The sequence below is a fragment of the Ureibacillus terrenus genome (assembly GCF_006569205.1).
Classification (GTDB): Bacteria; Bacillota; Bacilli; order Bacillales_A; family Planococcaceae; genus Ureibacillus; species Ureibacillus terrenus.
The window spans coordinates 1-24,730 of record NZ_VIGD01000019.1; the positions used below are offsets into that span (position 1 = coordinate 1).

The 24,730-nt window shown below is 40.8% G+C and carries 22 protein-coding genes and 1 rRNA gene; 18 read left to right on the forward strand and 5 right to left on the reverse strand.

The annotated features are described in order from the left end of the window. The first annotated feature begins 6 nt into the window (after nt 1-6). From rrf to tsaD, 5 genes are all read left to right on the forward strand, one after another. A 5S ribosomal RNA gene (gene rrf / locus FKZ59_RS12305) occupies nt 7-122 on the forward strand. 885 nt (nt 123-1,007) lie between these two features. Continuing rightward, nucleotides 1,008-1,457: a tRNA (adenosine(37)-N6)-threonylcarbamoyltransferase complex ATPase subunit type 1 TsaE gene (gene tsaE / locus FKZ59_RS12310; RefSeq protein ID WP_141603093.1), complete on the forward strand. Its 450-nt coding sequence runs from the start codon at nt 1,008-1,010 to the stop codon at nt 1,455-1,457. Then, nucleotides 1,454-2,158 (forward strand): tRNA (adenosine(37)-N6)-threonylcarbamoyltransferase complex dimerization subunit type 1 TsaB, encoded by a 705-nt coding sequence (tsaB, locus tag FKZ59_RS12315; protein WP_141603058.1) that lies wholly within the window; start codon nt 1,454-1,456, stop codon nt 2,156-2,158. The genes tsaE and tsaB overlap by 4 nt, the downstream gene beginning before the upstream one ends. Beyond that, nucleotides 2,158-2,601: a ribosomal protein S18-alanine N-acetyltransferase gene (gene rimI / locus FKZ59_RS12320; RefSeq protein WP_141603059.1), complete on the forward strand. Its 444-nt coding sequence runs from the start codon at nt 2,158-2,160 to the stop codon at nt 2,599-2,601. The genes tsaB and rimI overlap by 1 nt, the downstream gene beginning before the upstream one ends. After that, the gene (gene tsaD, locus FKZ59_RS12325) at nt 2,601-3,638 is read left to right on the forward strand and encodes a tRNA (adenosine(37)-N6)-threonylcarbamoyltransferase complex transferase subunit TsaD (RefSeq protein ID WP_141603060.1); all 1,038 of its coding nucleotides are present in this window, start codon (nt 2,601-2,603) and stop codon (nt 3,636-3,638) included. Before rimI ends, tsaD begins: the two co-directional genes overlap by 1 nt. A gap of 436 nt (nt 3,639-4,074) precedes the next feature. Here tsaD and FKZ59_RS12330 read toward each other — a convergent pair whose 3' ends face one another. Next, a complete protein-coding gene (locus tag FKZ59_RS12330) occupies nt 4,075-6,015 on the reverse strand; it encodes an ABC-F family ATP-binding cassette domain-containing protein (protein ID WP_141603061.1) in 1,941 nt (646 codons plus the stop codon). A 125-nt stretch (nt 6,016-6,140) separates the two neighbouring features. Between FKZ59_RS12330 and FKZ59_RS12335 the strand changes: the two genes are divergently transcribed. From FKZ59_RS12335 to tatC, 3 genes are all read left to right on the forward strand, one after another. Further along, the gene (locus FKZ59_RS12335; RefSeq protein WP_141603062.1) at nt 6,141-6,773 is read left to right on the forward strand and encodes a redox-sensing transcriptional repressor Rex; all 633 of its coding nucleotides are present in this window, start codon (nt 6,141-6,143) and stop codon (nt 6,771-6,773) included. Between the two features lie 91 nt (nt 6,774-6,864). Next, complete coding sequence (locus FKZ59_RS12340; RefSeq protein ID WP_141603063.1) at nt 6,865-7,137, forward strand: twin-arginine translocase TatA/TatE family subunit; 273 nt, start codon at nt 6,865-6,867, stop codon at nt 7,135-7,137. 19 nt (nt 7,138-7,156) lie between these two features. Next, nucleotides 7,157-8,041: a twin-arginine translocase subunit TatC gene (gene tatC, locus FKZ59_RS12345; protein ID WP_141603064.1), complete on the forward strand. Its 885-nt coding sequence runs from the start codon at nt 7,157-7,159 to the stop codon at nt 8,039-8,041. 89 nt (nt 8,042-8,130) lie between these two features. Here tatC and FKZ59_RS12350 read toward each other — a convergent pair whose 3' ends face one another. After that, on the reverse strand, nt 8,131-8,862 hold the full coding sequence (locus tag FKZ59_RS12350; RefSeq protein WP_220125038.1) for a CPBP family intramembrane glutamic endopeptidase: 732 nt from the start codon (nt 8,860-8,862) through the stop codon (nt 8,131-8,133). A gap of 241 nt (nt 8,863-9,103) precedes the next feature. On the opposite strand from FKZ59_RS12350, the gene groES reads away from it, so the two are divergent. The 6 genes from groES to FKZ59_RS12380 all read left to right on the forward strand — a co-directional run bounded on the left by groES (nt 9,104) and on the right by FKZ59_RS12380 (nt 15,903). Next, a complete protein-coding gene (gene groES / locus FKZ59_RS12355) occupies nt 9,104-9,385 on the forward strand; it encodes a co-chaperone GroES (protein WP_141603065.1) in 282 nt (93 codons plus the stop codon). Between the two features lie 104 nt (nt 9,386-9,489). Beyond that, nucleotides 9,490-11,112 (forward strand): chaperonin GroEL, encoded by a 1,623-nt coding sequence (groL, locus tag FKZ59_RS12360; protein WP_141603066.1) that lies wholly within the window; start codon nt 9,490-9,492, stop codon nt 11,110-11,112. A gap of 556 nt (nt 11,113-11,668) precedes the next feature. Continuing rightward, complete coding sequence (locus FKZ59_RS12365; RefSeq protein WP_141603067.1) at nt 11,669-12,874, forward strand: EAL domain-containing protein; 1,206 nt, start codon at nt 11,669-11,671, stop codon at nt 12,872-12,874. 172 nt (nt 12,875-13,046) lie between these two features. Beyond that, nucleotides 13,047-14,336: a LysM peptidoglycan-binding domain-containing protein gene (locus FKZ59_RS12370; RefSeq protein WP_141603068.1), complete on the forward strand. Its 1,290-nt coding sequence runs from the start codon at nt 13,047-13,049 to the stop codon at nt 14,334-14,336. Nucleotides 14,337-14,623: 287 nt separating this feature from the next. Beyond that, entirely contained in the window at nt 14,624-14,911 is a 288-nt protein-coding gene (locus FKZ59_RS12375) for an ArsR/SmtB family transcription factor (protein ID WP_141603095.1), read from the forward strand. Between the two features lie 38 nt (nt 14,912-14,949). Beyond that, the gene (locus tag FKZ59_RS12380) at nt 14,950-15,903 is read left to right on the forward strand and encodes a cation diffusion facilitator family transporter (protein WP_141603069.1); all 954 of its coding nucleotides are present in this window, start codon (nt 14,950-14,952) and stop codon (nt 15,901-15,903) included. Between the two features lie 29 nt (nt 15,904-15,932). On the opposite strand, the gene FKZ59_RS12385 is transcribed toward FKZ59_RS12380, so the two are convergent. Continuing rightward, complete coding sequence (locus FKZ59_RS12385; protein ID WP_141603070.1) at nt 15,933-17,774, reverse strand: DNA ligase D; 1,842 nt, start codon at nt 17,772-17,774, stop codon at nt 15,933-15,935. Nucleotides 17,775-17,871: 97 nt separating this feature from the next. Here FKZ59_RS12385 and ku point away from each other — a divergent pair, with 97 nt between their 5' ends. Then, nucleotides 17,872-18,696 (forward strand): non-homologous end joining protein Ku, encoded by an 825-nt coding sequence (gene ku / locus FKZ59_RS12390; protein ID WP_141603071.1) that lies wholly within the window; start codon nt 17,872-17,874, stop codon nt 18,694-18,696. Nucleotides 18,697-18,749: 53 nt separating this feature from the next. On the opposite strand, the gene FKZ59_RS12395 is transcribed toward ku, so the two are convergent. After that, nucleotides 18,750-20,195 (reverse strand): tryptophanase, encoded by a 1,446-nt coding sequence (locus FKZ59_RS12395; RefSeq protein ID WP_141603072.1) that lies wholly within the window; start codon nt 20,193-20,195, stop codon nt 18,750-18,752. A gap of 279 nt (nt 20,196-20,474) precedes the next feature. On the opposite strand from FKZ59_RS12395, the gene FKZ59_RS12400 reads away from it, so the two are divergent. Next, nucleotides 20,475-21,635, forward strand: a complete 1,161-nt coding sequence (locus tag FKZ59_RS12400) for an endonuclease Q family protein (protein ID WP_141603073.1) — start codon at nt 20,475-20,477, stop codon at nt 21,633-21,635. 199 nt (nt 21,636-21,834) lie between these two features. Here FKZ59_RS12400 and FKZ59_RS12405 read toward each other — a convergent pair whose 3' ends face one another. Beyond that, on the reverse strand, nt 21,835-22,581 hold the full coding sequence (locus FKZ59_RS12405) for an alpha/beta hydrolase (RefSeq protein WP_141603074.1): 747 nt from the start codon (nt 22,579-22,581) through the stop codon (nt 21,835-21,837). A 221-nt stretch (nt 22,582-22,802) separates the two neighbouring features. Between FKZ59_RS12405 and FKZ59_RS12410 the strand changes: the two genes are divergently transcribed. Next, nucleotides 22,803-23,690 carry a LysR family transcriptional regulator gene (locus FKZ59_RS12410; RefSeq protein ID WP_141603075.1) on the forward strand — a complete coding sequence of 296 codons (888 nt, stop codon included), beginning with the start codon at nt 22,803-22,805 and terminating at the stop codon, nt 23,688-23,690. Nucleotides 23,691-23,710: 20 nt separating this feature from the next. Next, nucleotides 23,711-24,586, forward strand: a complete 876-nt coding sequence (locus FKZ59_RS12415; RefSeq protein ID WP_246045891.1) for a tetratricopeptide repeat protein — start codon at nt 23,711-23,713, stop codon at nt 24,584-24,586. Nucleotides 24,587-24,730 lie beyond the last annotated feature (144 nt).

A 24,730-nucleotide genomic window follows, 5' to 3' on the forward strand; every position in this document is an offset into this window, starting at 1 on the left:
ATATTGTGAAGTGACGATGGCGAAGAGGTCACACCCGTTCCCATACCGAACACGGAAGTTAAGCTCTTCAGCGCCGATGGTAGTTGGGGGCTTCCCCCTGCGAGAGTAGGACGTCGCTTCGCAAGAAGGCACCACTGAAAAAGTGGTGCTTTTTTATTTTCAAAAAAGCCCCAAACTGCCAAAGACCGCAGGTCAGGTCGGCGCGGCTAAGGAAACGGACAATAAAAAGAAAAGGAAATGCCGATCAGCAGCAGGCGAGAAGCCCGGGGACCAAGAAGAACAAGGAAGCGAGGCGGACCGGAACGGAGCGTACTTTGTACGTGAGTCCGGACCGCCGATGCTGACGCAGAGATTCGAAGGTCAACGGGCTTCGGAGCCAGCGCCGATGGGAGTGGGTGGCATCTCCTGCGAGAGATAGACGCGCGCTTCGCAAAGGCACCACTGAAAAGTGGTGCTGTTTTATTTTAAAAAATAAACCCTAAATGATAAAAATTGAAAGTTTGTTCGAAAGAATAAGGAAGCTGCAATATAAAGAAAAGGTGATTCAAATCAGAAGGAAGCGAAAAGCCGGGAACGAAGTAGATTGTTGTAAAAAAGCCATTACTGTTTTGGCAGTAATGGCTTTTTACATTGAGAAGCAAGGATTTTTGCTCAAATGGTTTGAATCCAAGAGGAAGTCCCTACCATGCCATGGCACAAAAAAAGAAACAGAATAAATATAATATAAATCCCCTTTTTGAGGTGAAAAAATGAAGCGTTTAAAAAGAAACACCGTGGTACTCGTTTTTATTTTATTGGCAAGCCTTCTCCACTTTCTCCTCCACTATCTTTATAGATAAAAATTGCCGGAGCATCTCTCTATATAACAAATTGAAACAATTTATTTTTAGATAAGAAAGCAATGCGTTACTATATAGAGAGATGTTTTTATTTTGCTTTTCATTGAAGATGATAGGCTCTTTTCGATAAACTATTGTTGATGTTAGGTGAGAGGATACGTGATGGGAATGTATGAAAAGGAAGTCCATTCATTAGAAGAAACGAACCAATTGGCCATTCGTTTGGCGAATTTGCTTGAGCCTGGGGATAATATTACTTTTGAAGGAGATTTAGGTGCCGGAAAAACAACATTCATCAAGGCTTTGGCCAAAGGACTCGGCATTTCCAGGACGGTCAATAGCCCTACTTTTACGATTATGAAACAATATGAAGGCAGATTGCCTTTAAACCATCTTGATGTCTATCGATTGGAAAACAGTGACGAAGATTTAGGATGGGAAGAAATATTTTACGGTGATGCCGTTACGGTTGTCGAATGGGCGCATTTAATTGAAGATCACTTGCCTGATGAAAGATTAGAAATTGAAATTCAAAGAATGGGAGAAAATAAAAGGAAATTCATCTTTAAACCGGTCGGTAAACGATACGAACGGCTATGTGAGGAGTTATTTCAATGATTTGGTTAGGAATCGAAACTTCAAATAAACCACTTTCCGTCTCAATTGTCAGGGATGGACAAGTGTTGGCAGAAATTGTGCAAAACACAAACATGACACATTCCGTTACCTGCATGCCGGCAATTGAAGAAGTTTTTCGTAAAGCCAATTTAACCCCCGTTGACATTGATGCAATCGCGGTTTCGGAAGGACCAGGTTCCTACACCGGATTGCGAATTGGCGTGACAATCGCAAAAACTTTGGCATGGACATTAAGAAAGCCTTTAGCCGGTGTATCCAGTTTAAAAGTGCTCGCAAGCAATGCGGAATTATACAAAGGAATCATTTGTGCATTATTCGATGCAAGAAGAAAAAATGTTTATGCAGCAGCGTACCGAGGAATGAATTTAGAAACAGTTATTCCGGAACATCACGGTTCTTTGGAAGAATTGCTGCAGCAGTTAAAAGAATATAACGATCAGATTCTGTTTGTGGGCATGGATGTTCAAAAATTTAAGGAAGATATTCAGACAGTTTTAGGCGAACAAGCCAAATTTGCGCCTTCTTCTCTCAATTTGCCAAGAGCTTCTAAACTAATTGAGTTGGCTGAAAAAGAACCTCTGCCATCGTTGGAAACGATCCATTCCTTTGTTCCAAAATATTACCGTTTGGCTGAAGCGGAAGCAAAATGGCTAGAGCAACATCAAAAGGAGCAATCATGATGGTACGATATAGGAAAATGACTGCACAAGATGTGGAGGCAGTACATGCTATCGAAGTCGAATCCTTTCCCACTCCTTGGTCCCTGGATTCGTTCCATTATGAAATGCGTGTGAATCCTTATGCATATTACATCGTAGCAGAAGACGATGATGGAAATATTGTTGGCTATTGTGGTATGTGGATTGTCATTGATTCCGCCCAAATCACGAATGTGGCCGTAACAGAGAAAGCCAGAGGCCAAGGAATCGGGGAAGGGCTGATGAGGGAAGCGATGCGGGCGGCGAAGGAACATAATGCGGATATGATGAGTTTGGAAGTACGGGTATCCAATGAGGTTGCACAAAATTTATACCGAAAACTCGGATTCCAGGAAGGCGGAATCCGGAAGGGGTATTATGCAGATAATCATGAAGATGCTTTAGTAATGTGGGTGAAACTATAATGGAAAACTTAATTTTAGCGATAGAAACGAGTTGTGATGAAACTGCAGCAAGTGTCGTAAGAAATGGAAATGAAATTCTTTCCAACGTCGTCGCTTCACAAATTGAAAGTCAAAAAAGATTTGGAGGGGTCGTACCGGAGATTGCGTCCCGCCATCATGTCGAGCAAATTACCATTGTTATAGAAGAGGCGTTGGCAAAGGCAAACATCGTTCCATCAGATTTGGATGCAGTTGCAGTAACGGAAGGGCCGGGGCTTGTCGGAGCATTATTGATTGGCATTAATGCTGCAAAGGCATTCGCTTTTGCCCATGGGTTGCCCATTATCGGAGTACATCATATTGCCGGCCATATTTATGCAACGGCTCTCGTGGAAGAGATGCAATTTCCGCTTCTTGCGCTTGTTGTCTCCGGAGGACATACGGAATTGGTGTATATGAAGGAACACGGTTCTTTCGAAGTGATCGGGGAAACCCGCGATGATGCAGCGGGTGAAGCATACGATAAAGTGGCCCGCGTCCTGAATTTGCCTTATCCGGGCGGTCCGCATATTGACCGGATGGCTCATGAAGCTAAAAGGGGAGTAGAATTTCCGAGGGCGTGGCTGGAGGATTCGTATGACTTTAGTTTTAGCGGGCTAAAATCCGCTGTCATTAACTATAAACATAATTTGGAGCAGAGAGGGGAAAAAATTGTCCCTGAAGAAATTGCCAAAGGCTTTCAGGACAGTGTAGTGGAAGTATTAACAACGAAAACCGTAAGAGCTGCAAAGGATTTCGGTGTAAAACAAGTGATCGTGGCCGGAGGTGTTTCTGCAAATCGGGGATTGCGGGAAAGTCTCCGGAAAGCCCTTGAGCAAGAAGGAATTCCTTTTACGGCTCCTCCATTGAATTTATGCACCGATAATGCGGCGATGATTGCAGCCTGTGCGGCTTACATGTATGAAGCGGGTGTCAGAAGCGATTTATCGATGAACGGTTTGCCTGGAAAGGAATTAAAGAGCTGGATTGGCGAAAACGACAATCTTCGTCAATCATAATATAAAAGGTTTTCGGATATGACATATTTTGTCATATCTTTTTTTATTGAAGTTATACACAGAATTAAAATATTTTTTATTTTTCTGAAAAGTTATCCACAAGTATGTTAATATCTTTCTTCATTTGTCAAGACGAACATTCGTACTTATGCACAATCTGTGGATAACTTGTGCATAACCTGTGATAAAATTGTGGGAAATCAATATATTGTGTGTATTTTTTCAGAATCAAATGTGGATAATAAAAAATTGTAATGTGGATACTGTGGAAAATGTTGTTGATATGTTGATATTACTGAGTTTTGATTGTGAATAAAATTGTGGGAAATTATTATCGAAATTTGTCTATTGACCAAGATATATGGGCAATACAACATGTCGGTAAGAATTTGAGAAACAAAGAAAAAGCCGCCTGAACAATTTTTCAGGCAGCAAATCAGGATTGAAGATTTTCCAACTCTTCTTGCAGTTCCAGCCATTCCAGTTCGAGTTCGCTGTAGGCTTGTTTAAACGAATCCAGTTGGTTTTGCAGCTCCAATGCTTTTTCATAATCACTGAAAATTTCCGGTTCGCATAGCTTGAGCTCGATGTTTTTAATTTCCTCTTCACAATTAGCAAGATTATTTTCAATCTCTTCCAATTTTCTTCGGATTTGTCTTTCTCTTTTTTTGAATTCTTTATTGGCTGACGATGAACGTTCGGGCTTGGTTTCTTGCGTTGCTTCTTTTTTCGCCACGCTCATTTCGGCCAATTCCATCAATTCTTGCTTTTTCTCGACATAATAGTCATAGTCCCCCAAATATTCCATCGAGCCTGTTGGAGATAATTCAATCACTTTTGTGGCGATTTTATTGATAAAATAACGGTCATGGGAAACAAATAAAATCGTTCCGGGGTAGTCCATCAACGCGTTTTCCAATACTTCCTTGCTGTCCAAATCGAGATGGTTCGTCGGTTCGTCCAGGACAAGGAAATTCGCTTTTTCCAGCATTAGCTTGGCAAGGGCTAGACGCGCTTTTTCTCCTCCGGACAGGGAATGTACAGGTTTTAGGACATCGTCGCCGCTAAATAAAAATTGACCTAATATGGAACGGATATCTTTTTCGTTCATAAGCGGCCATTCGTCCCATAGTTCATTCAAAACCGTCTTGTTGCTGTGAAGTTTCGTTTGATCTTGATCATAATAACCGATTTTGACGTTTGTTCCGTAACGGATGCTGCCGGATAAAACCGGCAAATCTTTAACGATGGTTTTTAGCAAAGTGGATTTTCCGATACCGTTTGGGCCGACAATGGCAACCCGATCTTGCCGGAAAATGCGCAAGTTGATATTTCGTGAAATAATATGTTCATGATCATACCCAATGGATAAATTATCGATTGACAGCACGTCGTTTCCGCTTTGTCGTTCGATTTCAAACCCGAATTTTGCGGATTTTTCATCACCGTCAGGAGCTTCCATCCATTGGATGCGTTCCAGCATTTTTCTCCTGCTTTTTGCAAGTCTGGCAGTGGAAGCGCGGGCAATGTTTTTTTGAATAAAGGCTTCCAGTCTCGCTTTTTCATCTTGCTGCTGTTCATACATTTTTAAATCGCGTTCGTACTGTTTTGCTTTTTGTTCCAAATAATCGCTATAATTTCCTATATATCTGGTTACACGGCCTCTCGATACCTCATATACGATATGAACAATCTGATCCAAAAAATAACGGTCGTGGGAAACCATTAGAATGGCGCCATCATAAGATTTTAAATAATTTTCAAGCCAGCTTAGAGTTTCGATATCTAAATGGTTGGTAGGCTCGTCTAAAATTAATAAATCCGGTTTGCTTAGTAGCAATTTGGCAAGGGCCAGCCGTGTGCGTTGCCCTCCCGATAAGGATGAAACGGTTTGTCCGTACATGTCAGGGTAGAATTTCATACCATGCAGAACGGAGCGGATATCCGCCTCATATTGATAACCGCCGGCTTCTTTAAATGTATGCTGCAGTTGATCATATTCTTTCATGATCCGATCGTAATTCTCAGGGTTTTCATAGACTGAAGGATCGGCCATTTGCTGTTCTAATTCCCGGAGCCTCTTTTCCAACTTTTTTAACGGTTCGAATACCGTCATCATTTCTTCCCAAATTGTCCTTTGCGAATCAAGGCCTGTATGTTGCTCTAAATAGCCAATTGTTATATCTTTAGGAATGATGATTTCCCCGGAATCGTACGGAATTTGGCCGGCGATGATTTTTAGCAAAGTGGTTTTCCCGGCGCCGTTGCGGCCGACCAGTGCAACACGGTCCCGATGTTGAATTTCCAATTTGACATCGCTTAAAATTTCATCAGCTAAGTAGGATTTTGATACTTGATTTACTTGAAGTATGATCATGTTTACACCTCAATTCATTATTTAAGTGTAATCGATAGAAGGAATTCAGGCAATGTGGACGCTTTACTTATTTTGTTATGTTTAGTAATATAAAATCAATTTCGATTTGAAGCAGGGGGATTATCGTGAAAAAAGATATAAAAATTCCACAAGCAACGACAAAAAGACTTCCTCTTTATTATCGATTTCTGCAAAATTTCGCAAATGCCGGAAAACAGAGGGTTTCATCCCAGGAATTAAGCGAGGCAATGAAGATTGACTCAGCCACGATCCGACGGGATTTTTCCTATTTCGGCGCTTTAGGGAAAAAAGGTTATGGATACGATGTTGCTTACTTATTGGAATTTTTCAGACAGATCCTCGATCAGGACGAGGGGGCGAATGTTGCCCTTATTGGTGTGGGGAATTTAGGAAGCGCTCTTTTAAAATATAATTTCCAGAAAAATCATAATACAAGAATAGTTGTTGCTTTCGATACAAAGGCTCCGATGGAAGGGCATGAAATAAACGGGATTCCGGTATATCATCCCGATCGGCTCGAGGAAATGTATCAAAAATACAATGCAGAACTGGCTATTTTGACGGTATCTTCGCGTTCGGCCCAAATGATTGCCGACCGGTTGGCAGCCATCAACGCGAAGGGAATTTTGAATTTTACGCCGGTCCGTTTAAATGTTCCGGAATCGATGAAAGTAATGAATATTGATTTGGCGGTAGAATTGGAAGCTCTAATCTATTTGATTCGTAATAGTGATTGATAAAAAGTTTTCACAAACAACCATTTGATATGTAATGAAAAATATGTCGAATTGGGGTAAAATAATTACATATGACTGAGGAGGTGGCATCATGGTTGTCCATTTAAGTGCGATTTCACCGTCAGCTCTTATTATAATTGGGGTTGTTGCGTTAATCATTTTTGGGCCGAAAAAGTTGCCTGAATTTGGACGGGCTATGGGAACGACTTTGCGCGAGTTCAAAAAAGGCACGCAAGGTTTGATTGATGATAGCGATATTACGGATTCTAAAAAAAATGTGATTGAACAAACTACCCTTCAAATAGATCAGCAAAAAAATTCCACTGAAACGGTTGAAGCGAAAGAACAAGAAAATAATAAGTAATTTTAAGGATGTCTAGTAAATGCAAAAGGATCCAAAAGAACTTCCTGTAATCGAGCATATAGAAGAATTAAGAAAGCGCTTGATCGTTTGTGCTGTTTTTTTTGCGATTGCATTATTTGCCGGATTTTATTTTGCTGAGCCGATCATCAAATACATCCAGTATGATGCGGAGCCATTTATTAAATATTTTCAGCCGGATCATGGGCAAATGAACAGTGAAGAATCTCAGGGGCTCACATTAAACGCATTTAAAGTGACCGATCCGCTAACCGTTTATTTGGAAGTCGCATTTTTTGTCGCGTTAATTTTAACATCGCCTGTGATTTTATATCAGCTTTGGGCGTTTATAGCTCCGGGGCTGTATGAAGCTGAAAGGAAGGCTACATTAAAATATATTCCTTACGCTTTTATCCTGTTTTTGGCTGGAGTATTGTTTGGCTACTTTATCCTTTTTCCGAACGTCATGAATTTTATGATGGGCTTGTCTGAACGATTGGGCATTCAGCAGACGATCGGCATTAACGAATACTTCGGCTTTTTATTCAAATTGGTGATACCTTTTGGCTTGTTGTTCCAACTTCCGGTGATTACCCTCTTTTTATCACGGCTCGGCATACTGAATCCTGTTTGGATGGTGAAATTTCGAAAGTATTCTTATTTTGCGTTGTTTGTCATTGCGGTATTGATTTCGCCTCCCGACTTGGTTTCGTATATTTTGATGTCCATTCCTCTGTTCGTTTTATATGAAATCAGCATTGCTATTGCAAAAATTGGATATAAGAAATATGAAAAAGCGGAAGAACAGCGGATGAAAGAGGAAAGGGAAGCGGCAGTAAATCATCAAGTGGAGGCTGCCCTGGCGGAACAACGCCGTCAAATGGAACAAATCAATCAGCAAAATTAAAGCCTATTTTCAATGAAAGTCCATTCATTGAAAATAGGTTTTTTGTTTTGCTGAAATCGGGGTTGCCAGAAACAATCGTCTGATGCATGTCACTGATTAAAAAATTGCTGGATATTATCAAGATTTAACTGCATGTACGTAACAAAGCCGTTTAACAGCATATGGCTGATGATTGGCGTAATGAGACGCTTTGTTTTATTGTACAAAAAAGCGAATATAAAACCGGTAATTGTATAAAGAATGATATGGCTGAAATCCAAATGGATGATGGCAAAGAAGATGGAGCTCACAAAGGCAGCCACCCAAAAGTTATTCTGGGCTTCCATGATGGAACCGAAAATGACCCGGCGGAATACAAGCTCTTCTAAAATCGGACCAAAGATGACAGATGCCAAAATCATAATCGGTGCTGTTTTCGTAACGTTGATGATCGCTTCTGTATTTTCTGATCCTGGTTTTATGCCTAGAGATGATTCAATTTGAACACCGATGATCTGGCCAAGATAAATCATAAAAAATCCTGCCAGCCCCCAACCGATCGCCGGCAAAACGGGCATTTTGTCCCCCTTTAAACAATTCCAAAAATTTTTATTTCTGGAAATTAGAATAAAAGCTATGATCAGGGCAATCCCTGCCGATATGGAAGACCACCAGGCGACGAGCGCAATGTCCGCCTCTTTTCCCTGCTGTTCTATAAAACCTAAAAGGAATTTCTTTAAAGGAGGTATCCATAGCAAAAAAGAAGAAAGCTGAAAACAAATATACGTCATTAATACATAAAAAGCTGTTTTTTGGGTATGAACTTTTTTTGGACTAACCAATCGTATAATTCCCTCTTTCTAAAAAAATGTTTAAAATGTAAATGTAGGCATTAAATAGCATATGCTAATGACATTGCCAACCATATTCTATTGTAGAGGAATCTTGTTAGAAAAGAAATTTTTAATACTTCTCCCTTGCAAAAGCAGGAATGATTCATTATTATTATAAATGTGTTAGCACTCAGGACGGACGAGTGCTAATAAGGGAAGTTAAAATACGATTATTAGGAGGTTGTTTCACTTGCTAAAACCATTAGGAGATCGTGTCGTTATCGAATTAATCGAAGTCGAAGAAAAAACTGCATCTGGACTTGTACTTCCTGATTCCGCAAAAGAAAAACCACAAGAAGGTAAAGTTGTGGCTGTAGGCTCTGGCCGAGTATTAGACAATGGAACTCGCGTTGAACCCGAAGTAAAAGTCGGAGACACTATCATCTTCTCTAAATACGCTGGAACTGAAGTGAAATATGAAGGTAAAGAATATTTGATTTTAAGAGAAAGTGACATCTTGGCAGTTTTATAATAAATAGAACGAAAATTCCATTTACGCCTGTTCAATTTTATGAATTTTAAGGCGTCTAAATACCAGTTTCGATTACCGAAAGAAAAAATACGGAGGTAGGCAAAATGGCAAAAGATATCAAGTTTGCAGAAGAAGCTCGCGCGTTAATGCTGAAAGGTGTAGATAAATTAGCAAACGCTGTGAAAGTGACATTGGGTCCAAAAGGACGCAACGTTGTACTTGAAAAGAAATTCGGTTCACCTCTAATCACAAATGACGGTGTAACAATCGCCAAAGAAATCGAACTTGAAAACCCATATGAAAACATGGGTGCAAAATTAGTTGCAGAAGTTGCTTCCAAAACAAACGAAGTTGCCGGGGACGGTACAACTACTGCAACAGTGTTGGCTCAAGCGATGATTCGTGAAGGCTTGAAAAACGTGACTAGCGGCGCAAACCCTGTAGGCATCCGCAAAGGTATTGAAAAAGCTGTTGCTGCAGCAGTCGAAGAATTGAAAAACATTTCCCGTCCAGTTCAAAATAAAGAAGAAATCGCCCAAGTTGCTTCCATTTCTGCAGCTGACGAAGAAGTAGGTAAATTCATTTCTGAAGCAATGGACCGCGTTGGTACTAACGGTGTTATCACAATTGAAGAATCTAAAGGTTTCGCTACAGAATTAGATGTAGTGGAAGGTATGCAATTTGATCGCGGTTACGTATCTCACTACATGGTAACTGATACAGACAAAATGGAAGCTGTATTAGAAAACCCATACATCTTGATTACGGATAAGAAAATTTCCAACATCCAAGACATCCTTCCATTATTGGAGCAAGTGGTACAACAAAGCAAACCATTGTTAATCATTGCTGAAGATATTGAAGGTGAAGCACTTGCGACATTAGTATTGAACAAATTGCGCGGTACATTCCAAGTAGTGGCAGTAAAAGCTCCTGGCTTCGGTGACCGCCGCAAAGCAATGCTTGAAGATATCGCAATCTTGACAGGTGGACAAGTAATCACTTCAGACCTTGGTCTAGAATTAAAAACTGCAGACATATCTCAATTAGGCCGCGCTGGCAAAGTTGTTGTAAGCAAAGAAAACACAACAATCGTAGAAGGTGCAGGCGATCAAGCTGCAATCGAATCACGCGTAAATCAAATCCGTGCACAAATCGAAGAAACAACTTCCGAATTCGATAAAGAAAAATTACAAGAGCGCTTAGCTAAACTTGCTGGCGGCGTGGCAGTAATCAAAGTTGGTGCTGCTACTGAAACAGAATTAAAAGAACGCAAACTTCGCATCGAAGACGCATTGAACGCTACTCGTGCAGCGGTTGAAGAAGGTATAGTTGCCGGCGGTGGTACTGCGTTAGTAAACGTTTATAAAGCTGTTGAAAAAGTATTGGATGAAACAGAAGGCGATGTAGCAACTGGTGTGAAAATTGTGCTTCGTGCCCTTGAAGAACCAGTTCGTCAAATCGCAGAAAATGCCGGATTGGAAGGTTCAATCATTGTTGATCGCTTAAAACGTGAAGAAGTAGGCATTGGTTTCAATGCTGCCACTGGCGAATGGGTGAACATGATTGAAGCAGGTATCGTTGACCCTGCAAAAGTAACTCGTTCTGCTCTTCAAAATGCCGCATCTGTCGCTGCATTGTTCTTGACAACTGAAGCGGTGGTAGCTGACATTCCTGAACCACCAGCCCAAAATTCCGGAATGCCAGATATGGGCGGCATGATGTAATATCCGGGGTTTCAATCTAAGAGGGTTCTTTCCAAATCTTTGGAAAGAACCCTTTTTCGTGTTTCCAACATGCAGTTTCATTGCTTAAATCTGACATTCTTAGCGGCTGCTTTTGTTTTTGCACCTTCATTGATTCGATTTTGCTTTTGAACTTGCGCAAAATAAATATCAAATCAATATTTATTTTGAACCATCATTAGAAAATGGAGGTTTTATCACAAAATCTTTGTTTTACAATAAATTTTATAAAATTACTATGTTTTATTAAAAAATTATTTTATAATAAAGAATAATTCGCCAAACAAAATTGTATTTTATATTGGAATGCGTGTTTTTTAGATGTATGAAAGATTCGCCGTATTTGCCGCACTAAACCTTTTGAACCCGTGAGAAAAGGGGCATTCCGTTGGATCCTGTCATTTCAATCTTCATCCTGTCTGGCCACCCAAAATGTTCAGGATGTGTTTCTTTTTGATACTTACTTTTTTAATGTATAATACAATTAGCTGAGTATTGTTTTGGCATGAAACATTATCGTATTGTGTGGGGGTTTCTTATGGAAGCATTGGATATTTTAGATAGATTAAATGAAATAGAAGTGTATTATGAACCGATTTTTAGCGCGGATTCCCAGTCAATTGTCGCCTTTCAGGTTTCCGGTAAACTTGAAATTAATGGAAATACGATCGATATCGTCAATTTTACATACGATTCATCAGTGCCGGAAGAGTTAAGAAAAGAAACAGAAGTGCAATTAATTAAAATGGCATTGAAAGAAGCAAAAAATAAATTGAACGAATACTATCTCTATTTGCCATGCAACCCGAATTTGTTTATGACTGATGTGGGTGAATTGTATTTTCAAACAATCAAACAAACCATTGATGAGTCCCTGTTGCCAAAAATCTATTTAGTGATTCCAGCCCATAAATATCAGGGGGATGCCGAAGAGCTGCATCATCCGATTCGATATATGAAAACTTATGGAGTCAAAATCGCTTTGGATGATATCGGAAAAGACAGCAATTTGGACCAAATTTTCATGCTGGAACCGACCGTATTAATGATTAATATCGCCCAGCTAAATTATGATGCATGGGGTTCGCAAAGCCATGTGTTTACAACCATTCAAAATTTGGCGATTAAAATGGGCGCCACTTTAATGTTTAAAGATATTAAAACGGATTACCAATTGCATCATGCCTGGAAGCATGGAGCGCGTTATTTCAAAGGCGAATATTTACAGAAACCTTCTGCACAACTAAATCCGACAGACGCATTAAAAGAGCGGTTCAGCAATGATTGCAAGCAGTTTATTGCGACTGAAAGAAAGCAACTGGAGTTAAAATATGAAGAAATGAAGAAATTGAAAAGAACCATTGCGACGATTGTTGAACAATCAAGAATCCAAAGCAATGATGAGGAATCGCTTTTGGCACTGGCAAATAAATTGACGCCTTATGCTTTTCGATTTTACATTTGCGATGAAGAAGGTTTTCAAATTTCGCCGAATATTGTACGAAAAAATGGCGAATGGGAAGTGGAAAAAGAAGCTCTTGGGAAAAACTGGAGCTGGCGTCCGTATTTCTTGATGAATATTATTAAATTAAAAGAAGATACAAAAGGCGAATTGTCAAATATCTATAGCGATATTAAAACCGGAGAATTAACCCGGACATTTTCGATGGCATTGGATGACAACGAATATTTATTTGTTGATATTTCTTACGATTATTTATATGAACATAATTTATTATATTAACTCGTTTAGTTGTTCCAAAAGGATGATAGATTCATAAAGGGATGAAGGCTATCCGGAGAGCGGTCTTTCCGGGTGGCCTGTTTTTTTGCCACAGGCCATTGAACTGTTATTTTCTTTAAAACATCATCATACAATCTATTGATTGGCATAAGCGCGAAAAGGAGGATGTGTTATTCAAATTCATGTTGTGCGGCCGGGAGAAACCCTTTGGGGAATCGCGCAAAGCTATAATGTAAATCCGCAAACCATAATCCAAACCAATCAGATTGAAACGCCGAATGAATTGGTTGTAGGGCAAGCCATTGTCATTCCGATTGTCGGAAGTTTTTATTGGGTACAACCGGGAGACACCCTTTTTGCCATTGCGCAGCGATATGGATTAAATTATGTTACGCTTGCACAGATCAACGGCATTAATCCCAATCTGCCATTGATGCCTGGAATCCGATTATATATTCCACCGCGCCAAAAAACGAGGGCGGAAGTCAATATCTATATTGAACCGTCAGGAAACTCGGTTAGCGAAACATTATTAAATAGTGCCCGCGAGGCGGGGCCGTATCTCACATACCTGGCGACATTCAGTTATCAAGCAAGGAGAGACGGCAGCCTGGTTCCTATGCCGATACAAGGAATTCCGGAAGTGGCCGAAAACAGCAGGGCCTCTTTGATGCTTGTTGTGACAAATTTGGAGAACGGCCAATTCAGTGCAGAACTGGGGAGAGACATATTGCAAAGCGCAGCAGTGCAAGACGTTTTGCTGGACAACATCATTGAAGAAGCAAAACGGATTGGAAGTGTATCGGATATTCATTTTGACTTTGAATTTTTGCCTCCGGACCAAAAAGAAGCCTATAACAATTTTTTAAGGAAAGCTGCGGAGCGTTTGCATGGCAAAGGATTTTTGATATCAAGCGCTTTGGCTCCAAAACTGTCCCGGGAGCAGGCAGGACAATGGTATGAAGCCCACGATTATCGCGCCCATGGGGAAATAGTGGATTTTGTTGTGTTGATGACCTACGAATGGGGGTATTCGGGAGGACCGCCAATGCCGGTATCGCCCATTACCGAAGTAGAAAAAGTATTAAATTATGCTTTGACGGAAATGCCGGCTGAAAAGATTATGATGGGCCAGAATTTATATGGCTATGATTGGACTCTGCCTTATGTGGAAGGCGGAAAATATGCCAGAGCCATCAGTCCTCAACAAGCGATTGCCATTGCCCGTGAACATAATGCGGAAATTCAATACGACCCGAGAGCCCAGGCGCCATTTTTCTATTATGTTGACGATGAAGGGAATAATCATGAAGTATGGTTTGAAGATGCAAGATCCATTCAGGCAAAGTTTGATTTAATGAAAAGACTAAATTTGAGAGGCATCAGCTATTGGAAGCTGGGATTTGCATTTCCTCAAAATTGGCTGCTCATACAAGACAACTTTAATGTGGTGAAAAGATAGTATCCGTGCATCGCCCGAGTCTAGAGAAAGATTCATCACGTCAGTGGCTGACCGGCTCGGGCTGAAATTTTCCGTTGTACATAAGGAATATTGTGGAAAGATTCCGCGCAAAACCGGGCGGATTCTTTTATTTGGCATATATTCAAATTTCGAATTTTTTTTTAAAGTACTACCAGATCGCCGCATTATCACATATAATATTTGTATATGAATAAATGTTTATATAAGAATTGGTGGTGAATAAGTTGGAAGAAAATAAGGGCTTTAACAATGGCGATGAAGAAACAATGGATTTAGATGAGGAGACGTTATTTTTAGTATCCCAGACGTTTAAAGCGTTGAGCGATCCAACGCGGATCCGGATATTATATTTAATTTCTCAAAAAGAATGTTCAGTGAATGAAATTGCGAAAACATTAAATCTTAGCCAGCCGAATGTATCCCATCAATTGCGTTTTTTAAAGAACTTGAGACTTGTCAAATATCGCAGGGAAGGAACGACAATGTATTATTCTATCGATGATGACCACATTGTACATATGCTGTACCAAACGATTGAGCATTCGAAACATTGAAGTTTATGAGCATATACTAATATAAAGGAGGTATGATGATGGGACATGGACATCATCATGCACACCATGACCATACCCATGGTGCCAATAAAAGAACATTGACGATTGCGTTTTTCATCATAGCCGTTTACATGCTGATTGAAGCAATTGGCGGCATTCTCACAAACAGTCTCGCGCTTCTTTCCGATGCCGGCCATATGCTGAGCGATGCTGTTTCATTAGGTGTCGGAGTGCTGGCTTTCAAATTTGGGGAGAAGGTTGCTGATTATAGCCGGACTTACGGATACCGGCGTTTTGAAATATTAGCCGCCGTTTTCAACGGCGCCACGTTAATCGTCATATCCATTTTTATTTTTATTGAAGCCATCCAGCGTTTCTTCTATCCCCCGGAAATCTCATCTTATGGCATGTTGGGAATTGCAATGGTCGGGTTGGCGGTGAATGTTCTTGTTGCTTGGATTTTAATGCGCGGTGGCGATACGCATGATAATTTGAACATGCGGGCAGCCTTCCTTCATGTAGTGGGAGATATGCTAGGGTCGGTGGCGGCAATTGTGGCGGCACTCTTCATCCTTCTTCTCGACTGGAGATGGATGGACCCGCTGGCAAGTATCATTGTTGCGTTCATCATCATAACAAGCGGCTACAGGGTGACGAAGGATGCCGTCCATGTATTGATGGAAGGCACTCCAAGCAATGTCGATATCGATGAAATTATTACATTGTTCAATAATACCCCGGGGATCATTGGAATCCATGATTTGCATGTATGGTGCATCACCAGCGGACAAAATGCCCTGTCATGCCATGCGGTAGTGAAAAACGATTTGTCTTTGACAGAAATACAGAATATATTAAAGAACATCGAACATGAATTGCTGCATTTAGGTATTGCCCATATGACGGTGCAAATAGAAGATGAAAATCATGTCCACGATGATTCCGTGCTGTGCAAAAACAATGGGATTCATCACCACCACCATCATCATTAAATTTAGCCTCCATCTTCCAAAGATGGAGGCTATTGATTTTTCAATAAATTTTTCAACTCGGCAAGGACTGTTTTCAATGGTTGTTTTTCCCCTGCTTCAAAAAAATTGCTGAATGGGTCTCCCCATGTTTTTAATCTTTCCATGATGACTGGAATGGTAAAGTTGTGGGGATGCAACTTTTCCCCTACTTCTTCCCAATAAAGTGGAGCAGCAACACAGCCGTATTCATTTCCCCTTGACGAGTATGGGGCGATAATGGTTTTCCCCCCGGCATGTTGTATATAATCCAGATACAACTTTTTTCCCCTGTTCTTTTTCAATCTTTCCAAAGTAAAGAGTTGAGGATTTTCATTGACCAAAAATTTGCAGATGAATTCGGTGAAAATCCGTGTTTCATCATAGGTAAATGCATTTTTTTGAAGCGGTATATACACCTGCAATCCTTTTCCTCCGGATGTTTTGACAAAGGCTTGCAATTCAAACCGGTCAAAGATGGCTTTCATTTTTAAAGCGGCTTCAACAGCAAGCGGAAATTCGTTGACCGATGGGGGATCCAGGTCAAAGACGATTTCCGTGGGGCAATCAGTGTCAACAGTTTGAAAGGGGATATGGAATTCCAGGGCAAGCTGATTGCCAAGCCAGAATAATGTGGGCAGGTCATTGCAAACGATATAATCAATATCTTCTATCCGTTTTGTTTGTACAAATTCCGGAGCATAGTCCGGAACATTTTTCTGATAAAAATGTTCGCCGCTAACGCCATGGGGATAACGGATGGCGGTCAGTGCCCGTTTCTGCAGAAAAGGAAGCAAATAAGGGGCAACTTGTTCCAAATAAAGCAGATAATGCTCTTTCGACAAATTCAATTTTGGCCAGACCGGCTTGTCGGGATGGGTGATTTGAACCTTCTCGGGCAACGGATGAAGTTGCTTTTGAAGGGTTGTCCAATTGCATTCCTCCGGTGATAAGTCAAAACGGAAGGAATGGAATCTCGGTTCCCTTAATTTTTTTCCATCGAAATCGATGCAGGCAACATCGGCGCAAATGGATGGAGGCAATGTCCAGATGGAGTTGGAAGTTTTTTCTCCTTTTGTTTGGAAAAAAGAAGCCAATGTTTGAAATGCTTCATCGGTCAGACCGTGTTTAAAAGCGGTGACCTCCACCAATTGGCCATCTTTATAAACCGCTCCGGTAAAGTAGCCGTTTGCTTTGTTGAAAGAAAGGACGATAGTGGAAACATATCTCCAATTTTTTATTTTGATCCAGTCGGTTGTTCTTTGTCCGCTCATCCATGGGCTTGCTTTCCGTTTGGCGACCATTCCTTCTCCGTTGTGCTCTTTGATGATTTTCCAAAGAGCGTCGCCATCTTCGCAACTTTCAATACATTGAATTTGTCCCCGATGGAAAAATTGGATTTTCATCGGAAGATCTGCTTTTTGAAAAAGTTCAAGCAACCGTTTTTTTCGTTCTTCGAGGGGGAGCGTATTCATCTCGTTTCCATTCATTTTAAGCAGATCAAAAACGATAAATTGGCATGGGAACCGTTTGCTTGCTTGTTGGATGCTTTGTTTTGTTTTCATTTTTCCCCGGGATTGGACTATGGAAAAATTGCTTCGGTAATTATTTTCCAAGTAGACGATTTCCCCATCAAAGGCTAACGGAAGAAAAGGTTTTACATTTGGAAATGCCTGTTTGCAAAAATCAATCAGTTCGGGGAACAATGGGGATAAGTCGCGTTGATTTCTGCTGATGATGGCAGGAACTGCATCTTCCCATTCCAAGATTGCCCGAAAGCCGTCATATTTTGCTTCGTAAATCCACTCATCCCCGGTCGGCCATTCATCCGCGGATGTAAGAAGCATTGGCTTCATGGCAAAAACCTCCTTGTTCATTATTGTTAGACGGAGTGACAAGGTTATACATAGTTATGGTTCATCTAAGCATAATAAGAAAAAGGCAGGTGATAGTATGCATACGATCTGGAAAGGCAGCATCAGTTTCGGCCTGGTCAACATCCCGGTCAAATTGCATGCCGCTACAGAAGATAAAGATGTGAAATTGAGGCAGCTTCATAAAGAGTGCAATACGCCCATTAACTATAAAAAGATATGCCCTGTTTGCGACCGGGAAGTGAAAAATGAGGAAATCGTCAAAGCCTATGAATATGCCAAGAACAAATTCGTGATATTGGATGAGGAAGATTTGGAAACAATAAAAAAAGAAAATGAAGAAAAAGCGGTTGAAATTCTGGAATTTGTAAAGCTTGAAGAAATCGATCCGATCTATTTTCAGCGAAGTTATTTTTTATCTCCGGATACTGGTGGAATGAAAGCTTATGCATTGCTCAGGCAAGCGTTGAAGGAATCGGGAAAAATCGGTGTGGCGAAAATCACGATTCGTTCAAAGGAGCAGCTCGCGGTTGTCCGGGTTTATGAAGACACGTTGTTAATGGAAACGATATATTATCCCGACGAAGTCAGAAGCGCGAAGGATGTACCGAATATTCCAAGCAAAGAAAAAGTGGTGCAAAAAGAGTTGGAAACGGCTCTGATGTTAATCGACCAATTGACGGTCAAATTCGATCCTGAAAAATACCATGATGACTATCGGACTGCCCTTCTTGAATTAATCGAGAAGAAGAAAGCGGGGGAAACGGTAACCGCCAAGGAGAAAGAACCGGCGATTCCGCCGGATATGACGGATTTAATGAGCGCCCTCGAAGCGTCTTTGAAGAAAGTAAAAAAGAAGCCTTCAGGACGAAAGCGGAAAACGCAGGAAAAGAAGGAAGCATAGCAAAACAAAAGGACATTTCAAAGGGAGTCCCTTTGAAATATCCTTTTTTGTTATTATAGACTATCGCCGAAATCTGCTCTGAATTTTTCCACAAGCCGTTCAGGCCAATCGGATAATGCATCCAATTTTCCGACGAAGAAACGCAATACTTTAGGCTCATCGACGTATTTTAATCCACCGATGATGTCACGATTTTCATATAGCCATGCAATCCGGTCGACTGCATATTTGATTTGGGATAACGTAAATACCCGTCTAGGAACTGCAAGGCGAACCAGCTCCATATTGGCGAGTTTTTCTACACCATTTTCATCCCGCGCTTCTGACATCGTACCCCGTTCCATGCCGCGCACTCCGCTTGCAATATAAATGGCTGCCGCCAATGCGCCGGCCGGATACTCGTTTTGCGGAACATGAGGCAAGAATTCCATCGCGTTGATGTGGCATCCCAATCCTCCAGGCGGCGTCACGACAGGGACACCTTTTTTGATGAATTCATTTGTCATATATTCAATGAAAAGAGGTCCCTGGCTGATCATTTCTTCGTCCATTGTTTCTTCCAAACCGACGGCAATGGCTTCAATTTCGCGTACACTCATTCCGCCATAAGTCAAGAATCCTTCGTATAAAGTTACATACTCCCGCATTGCGCGCATATCTTCTTCGCTATCTGTAATGATTCCGCCCCCACGAGCAAAGCCGAGTTTGCGCGCAGAGAAGTAGATAATGTCGCATAAGTCGGAAATTTCCCGCGTGATTTCGCGGATTGTCATATCTTTGCATGAAGGTTCTCGTTGTTTGATAAAGTACAAGTTGTCTTGAAGCAAACTTGCGTCAAGCACCAGTTTGATTCCGTATTGATCACAAACTTTGCGGACTTCCCTCAAGTTTGCTAATGAGAAAGGCTGTCCGCCGATCAAATTTGTACCAGCTTCCATACGGACAAACGGAATGTTTTCAGCGCCCACTTCATTGATGAGCTTAAGCAATTTTCCGATATCGATGTTTCCTTTGAAAGGATAATTGCTATTTAAATTCAATGCTTCATCCGTGAAAATTTCAACCACTGTGCCTCCTTCTTTTGTAATATGGGCTTGGGTTGTCGTAAAGTGGTAGTTCATCGGAACATAAGAACCAGGTTTGACATACACCGTACTTAAAATATTTTCGCAGGCACGGCCTTGATGCGCAGGAAGGAAATATTTTTTGCCGAAAATCTCTTGTATTGTTTTTTCCAATCTGGTGAAAGAAGCGCTTCCTGCATAACTATCATCCGCGATTAACATGGCAGCTTGCTGGCGGTCGCTCATCGCGTTTACGCCGCTGTCTGTCAACATGTCCAGGAAAACGTCTTTGTTCTGTAAAAGGAACGTATTATATCCGGCTTCTTTCATTGCATTTAGACGCTCTTCCACCGGCAGTAGATTAAGTTTTTGAATGATGCGGACTTTGTGCATCTCTAAAGGTATATTTTCCCCGGAGTAAAACTTAACTGTCATTACAATGATCCCCCTACAAACTTTATCACTTTAATGCTTTGACGCTTCAACGCTTCAACGCAATAAAAAGCCGCTATATATTAATCATACATCAATTCCGGCAAAAAAATAAGATATTACTTAAATTTCAGGAAAAAATCTATTTTCGACAGAATATTTTGATTTTTTCAGAAAAATCATTTGCGAATGAAAAATCATAAGGACGGATGAAGTGTTCATTGCATGGCAGTTGATTGAAGATGCATGATAAAATAGACAATTAAGAAGGACGGGATAAAATTGGAGAATTATTATGTCGATTTGCATATTCATATCGGGAGAACGGAAAGTGGACGGGCAGTAAAAATTACCGGAAGCAAAGAACTGACATTGAAAAATATTTTAAAAACCGCCTCAAGCCAAAAAGGGCTTGATATCATCGGAGTGATTGATTGCCATTCGCCTGAAGTCATAAAAGAAATCGAACAATTGATTGAAGAAGGGAGCATGGGTGCTCTTTCGGAAGGCGGTTTAAGATTTGAAAATACGACGCTTATACCGGGATCGGAAATCGAAATTTTTGATGAACATTGCAAAGGACCGATTCACGTCCTTGCCTTTTTTCCGACCCTTGATTTGATGAAGGAATTTTCGGGTTGGATGGCAGAGTTTGTGAAAAATATTCATTTAAGCTCCCAGCGCATTTATTGTGATGGGGAAACTTTGCAGGATAAAGTCCGGGAATTGGGGGGCCTTTTCATACCCGCCCATGTGTTTACCCCTTTTAAAAGTTTATATGGCAAAGGGGTGGAGAAAAGTTTAACGGAAGTGTTCGATCCCGACAAAATTGATGCCATTGAGCTGGGTTTGAGTTCCGACACATATATGGCCCAAGGAATAAGTGAATTGGAGAGATATACATTCGTCACAAATTCGGATGCCCATTCATTGGGGAAATTGGCGAGGGAATATCAAAAAGTGCAGATGGAAGAACCAAATTTTCGGGAGCTTGTTTTCGCTCTTCAAGAAGCGCAAGGAAGGAAAATTGCAGCCAACTACGGATTGAATCCCAGATTAGGAAAATATTTTTCCACTGCCTGCCAAGCATGCGGGGAACGGGTTGGGCATGGCGATGTATGCCCAAAATGCGGAAGCCGTGAATTTGTAAAAGGCATTTCTATAAGGATTCGGGAATTGTCGGATCTCAAACAGCCAACCCGGACAAGACCGCCTTATATTCATCAAGTGCCATTGGACTTTATTCCAGGCATCGGTAAAAAGACGATCCAACGGTTATTGGAGGCTTTCGGTACGGAAATGGCCATTTTGCATGAGGTGTCATTGGAGCAATTGGAAGAAGTGGTGCCAGGGAAAATAGCGAAAATGATTGATTTGGCACGGAAAGGCGAATTGACGATAGCGGAGGGAGGAGGAGGCGTGTACGGAAAAGTATTGGAATGATGACGGCCCGGCCCGTGTTTCGGGGTTGGGACGTTTTTTTGCATAAAAAAACAAGCTACGAAATAATTAGACGGGGATCGTTTTTTTCGTAGCTTGCTAAAGGGATGTATGTCTCAAGGACATATAAATATATATTTTTATAGCAAATTGGGGAATTTGCTAGGGGATACATTATTATTATGTCGGGAAAATCTGTATTTTATTCTTCCCAATCCAAACTTTCGAAGAAGCGGTAAACTTCTTCAAAAACGAGTTCGCGTTCTTTATCCACAGTCAATATGTGGCCTGAACGGATAAAGCTTTTGACGGATTTAATGCGAGAATTTACAGAGTTGTATATAAAATCTGCACTTTTGCAGTAATACTCATCATCATTTAAACCGCGCAAAATGTGAACCGGTTTGTCGATTTTATTTAACTTTGCGCTTGTATCATTAATAATGTTTTGCAAATATTGGAGTTTAGGCATTTTATATGTTCTTGCGATGTTTTCCGGTTTATCGACTTCTTCATTATATGTGCCAGTTAGCTTCTTGTAATTAATAGTATAACTGATTATTCGCTGTTGTAAACTGTCAACACTTTTATCAAGCGCCGGTGCAGACATTGTAACAATCGCCTTGATCGGTCTTTCTTCCCCGAGGCGCAACGAGAAAATGCCTCCGAGCGATACACCGGCCACGGCAATTTCTTTGTAGCCGCGTCTGCGAAGTTCATCGTAACCCTCAACGGCACTGTTCCACCATTCGATTGGATCTGTTTGGATGAGGGTCAAAGGGTCACCTCCATGTCCTTTATATAAAGGAGCATGAACCGTATAATTGCGTTCTGCCAAATAACGGCCTAAACGCTTTACATCATTTGTGTTGCCTGTAAAACCATGCAATAATAGGACAGCACGCTTTCCCGCCTCAATCGTAAATGGCTTTGGCGAAACGATTCTCATTATGAAGAACTACTCCTTTTACAAATAATGTGACAGAATTTTTAAAATTGATTTTACAATAAATTGAAAATTTTTATAAACAACTTGTTTTTTTTATGATTTTTTGGTATTCAAACGCTTCGTTTAACTTTATTATAGAAATAGCTTTACATAAATACAATTTATTATTTCTATCAAATTGATTGAAAACGGTTATAATTTTGTTAAGAAGGGAATTTGCCATGGAAATACAACAATTGGAGTATTTTAAAGTGGTTGCCGAAACGGAACATATGACTCATGCAGCTGAAATGCTGAACATTTCCCAGCCTGCTTTGAGCAAATCCATTTCAAATATCGAGCACGAGATAGGAGTGCCTCTTTTTGACCGTCAGGGGCGGTCCATTGTATTAAACCGTTACGGCAAATTGTTTTTGGAAAGCGTAAATAAAATTTTGGAGGAGTACAATAGGGCAAAACAGGAAATTAACGGGCTCATCATGCCAGGCTACGGGGAAATCTCATTTGGATTCATCCATACATTGGGGATGGAAGTTGTGCCCGAATTAATGGCTCATGTGCACAAAAAATATCCAAATATCAAGTTTACTTTAACGCAGGCCGCGTCCATGTATTTGTTGGAACTGCTGGAAAAAGGGGAACTTGATTTATGTTTGTCCCAGAGGATTGAATCAAAAGTCGTGGAAATTGAATGGATTGAATTATGGACTGAAGAACTGTTTGTCATCGTTCCGGAAAATCATCCTCTGGCAAGCAGGCAGCATATTGATTTGTGCGAAATAAAAGATGAGCCTTTTGTGTCCATTAAAAAAGGGAATGCATTGCGCCAGATGGTGGACCAATTATTGAAAAATGTAGGCATTTCTAAAACAAACATTACATTTGAAGGGGAAGATCCCCATACTGTGGCCGGATTCGTCAGCGCGGGCCACGGTGTCTCGATTATTCCGGACATTAAAGGTTTATCGGAATATAATGTAAAGAAAATTTCGGTGAGAGAGCCGATTTGTGAAAGAAAAATCGGAGTATCTTTGGTTGCCGGGAGATATTTGTCTCCGGCTGTGAATCAATTTAAAAATTATTTGGTGGAGTATTTTAAAGGAAAATAGGAAAAGGTGCAGTCCGAGTGATGGAGAAATACGATTGTTTCGAAGAACGTTTGCAGCATTATCAACATGTACTTACGGATGAGCAAATGAATGAAGCAAGAAAGATTTACCGGCGTGCCCAGGAAAAGAATGTGGAGGCAATGGTTGAATTAGCCTATCTTTACCGGGTGATGGAAGAATATCCTCTTGCGGTTTATTGGCTGCAAAAAGCAAGCAGGGAAGGAAACAGCGAAGCCCAATTCCAGCTTGCCAATTGCTATTATGAAGGGCTTGGTGTTGAAGAGGATATTCAGAAGGCTTTTCAATTATATAAAAAGGCGGCGAAAAGGGGGCATGCGGATGCCCAAAATAACTTGGCGGATATGTACCTGAACGGGGAAGGAGTTCCGGTAAATTATAGGGAAGCTTTGAAATGGTTCAAAGAGGCCGCCAAACAAAATGTGGTTGAGGCGATGTTCACATTGGGAATCATGTATGAACAGGGGATTGGCATCAAAAAAGACGAGAAAAAAGCCCTTGATTATTATTTAAAAGCGGCGGAAGGCGGAGATTTGGACGCCCAATTCCGGATGGGTTCCATCTATCTGGACGGATTGTTGGGTGTGGAGAAGGATGTATCAAAGGCCGTCGAATGGTTTGAAAGGGCGGCAGAATATCATCATATTGATTCAATCTATAATCTGGGCTTCTTGTATGAGCATGGAATCGGAGTGGAGAGAAACGGAAAGAAAGCGCTGTATTACTATAAGAGGGCGTCCTTGCTCGGCGATTATCAGGCAAAATTAAATATTGCATCAATTTACGAAAAAGGAATTGATGTGGAAGTCGACAAAAAAGCCGCAGCCCGTTGGAGGGAATTGGCAAGACGACAAAGGGAAAATGAATATTACCAATAATAGCTCGGGCTTGTTCCTCTTTCTGAATGAATACAACTCCTATGTTTGGAAGCCATAAATCCAAGTTGGATCGGGAATTCTATTTATAGCTTCCGCTTTTTTAAATTTTTTCGACTATTATTCAATGAAAATTGCTAAAGCCGA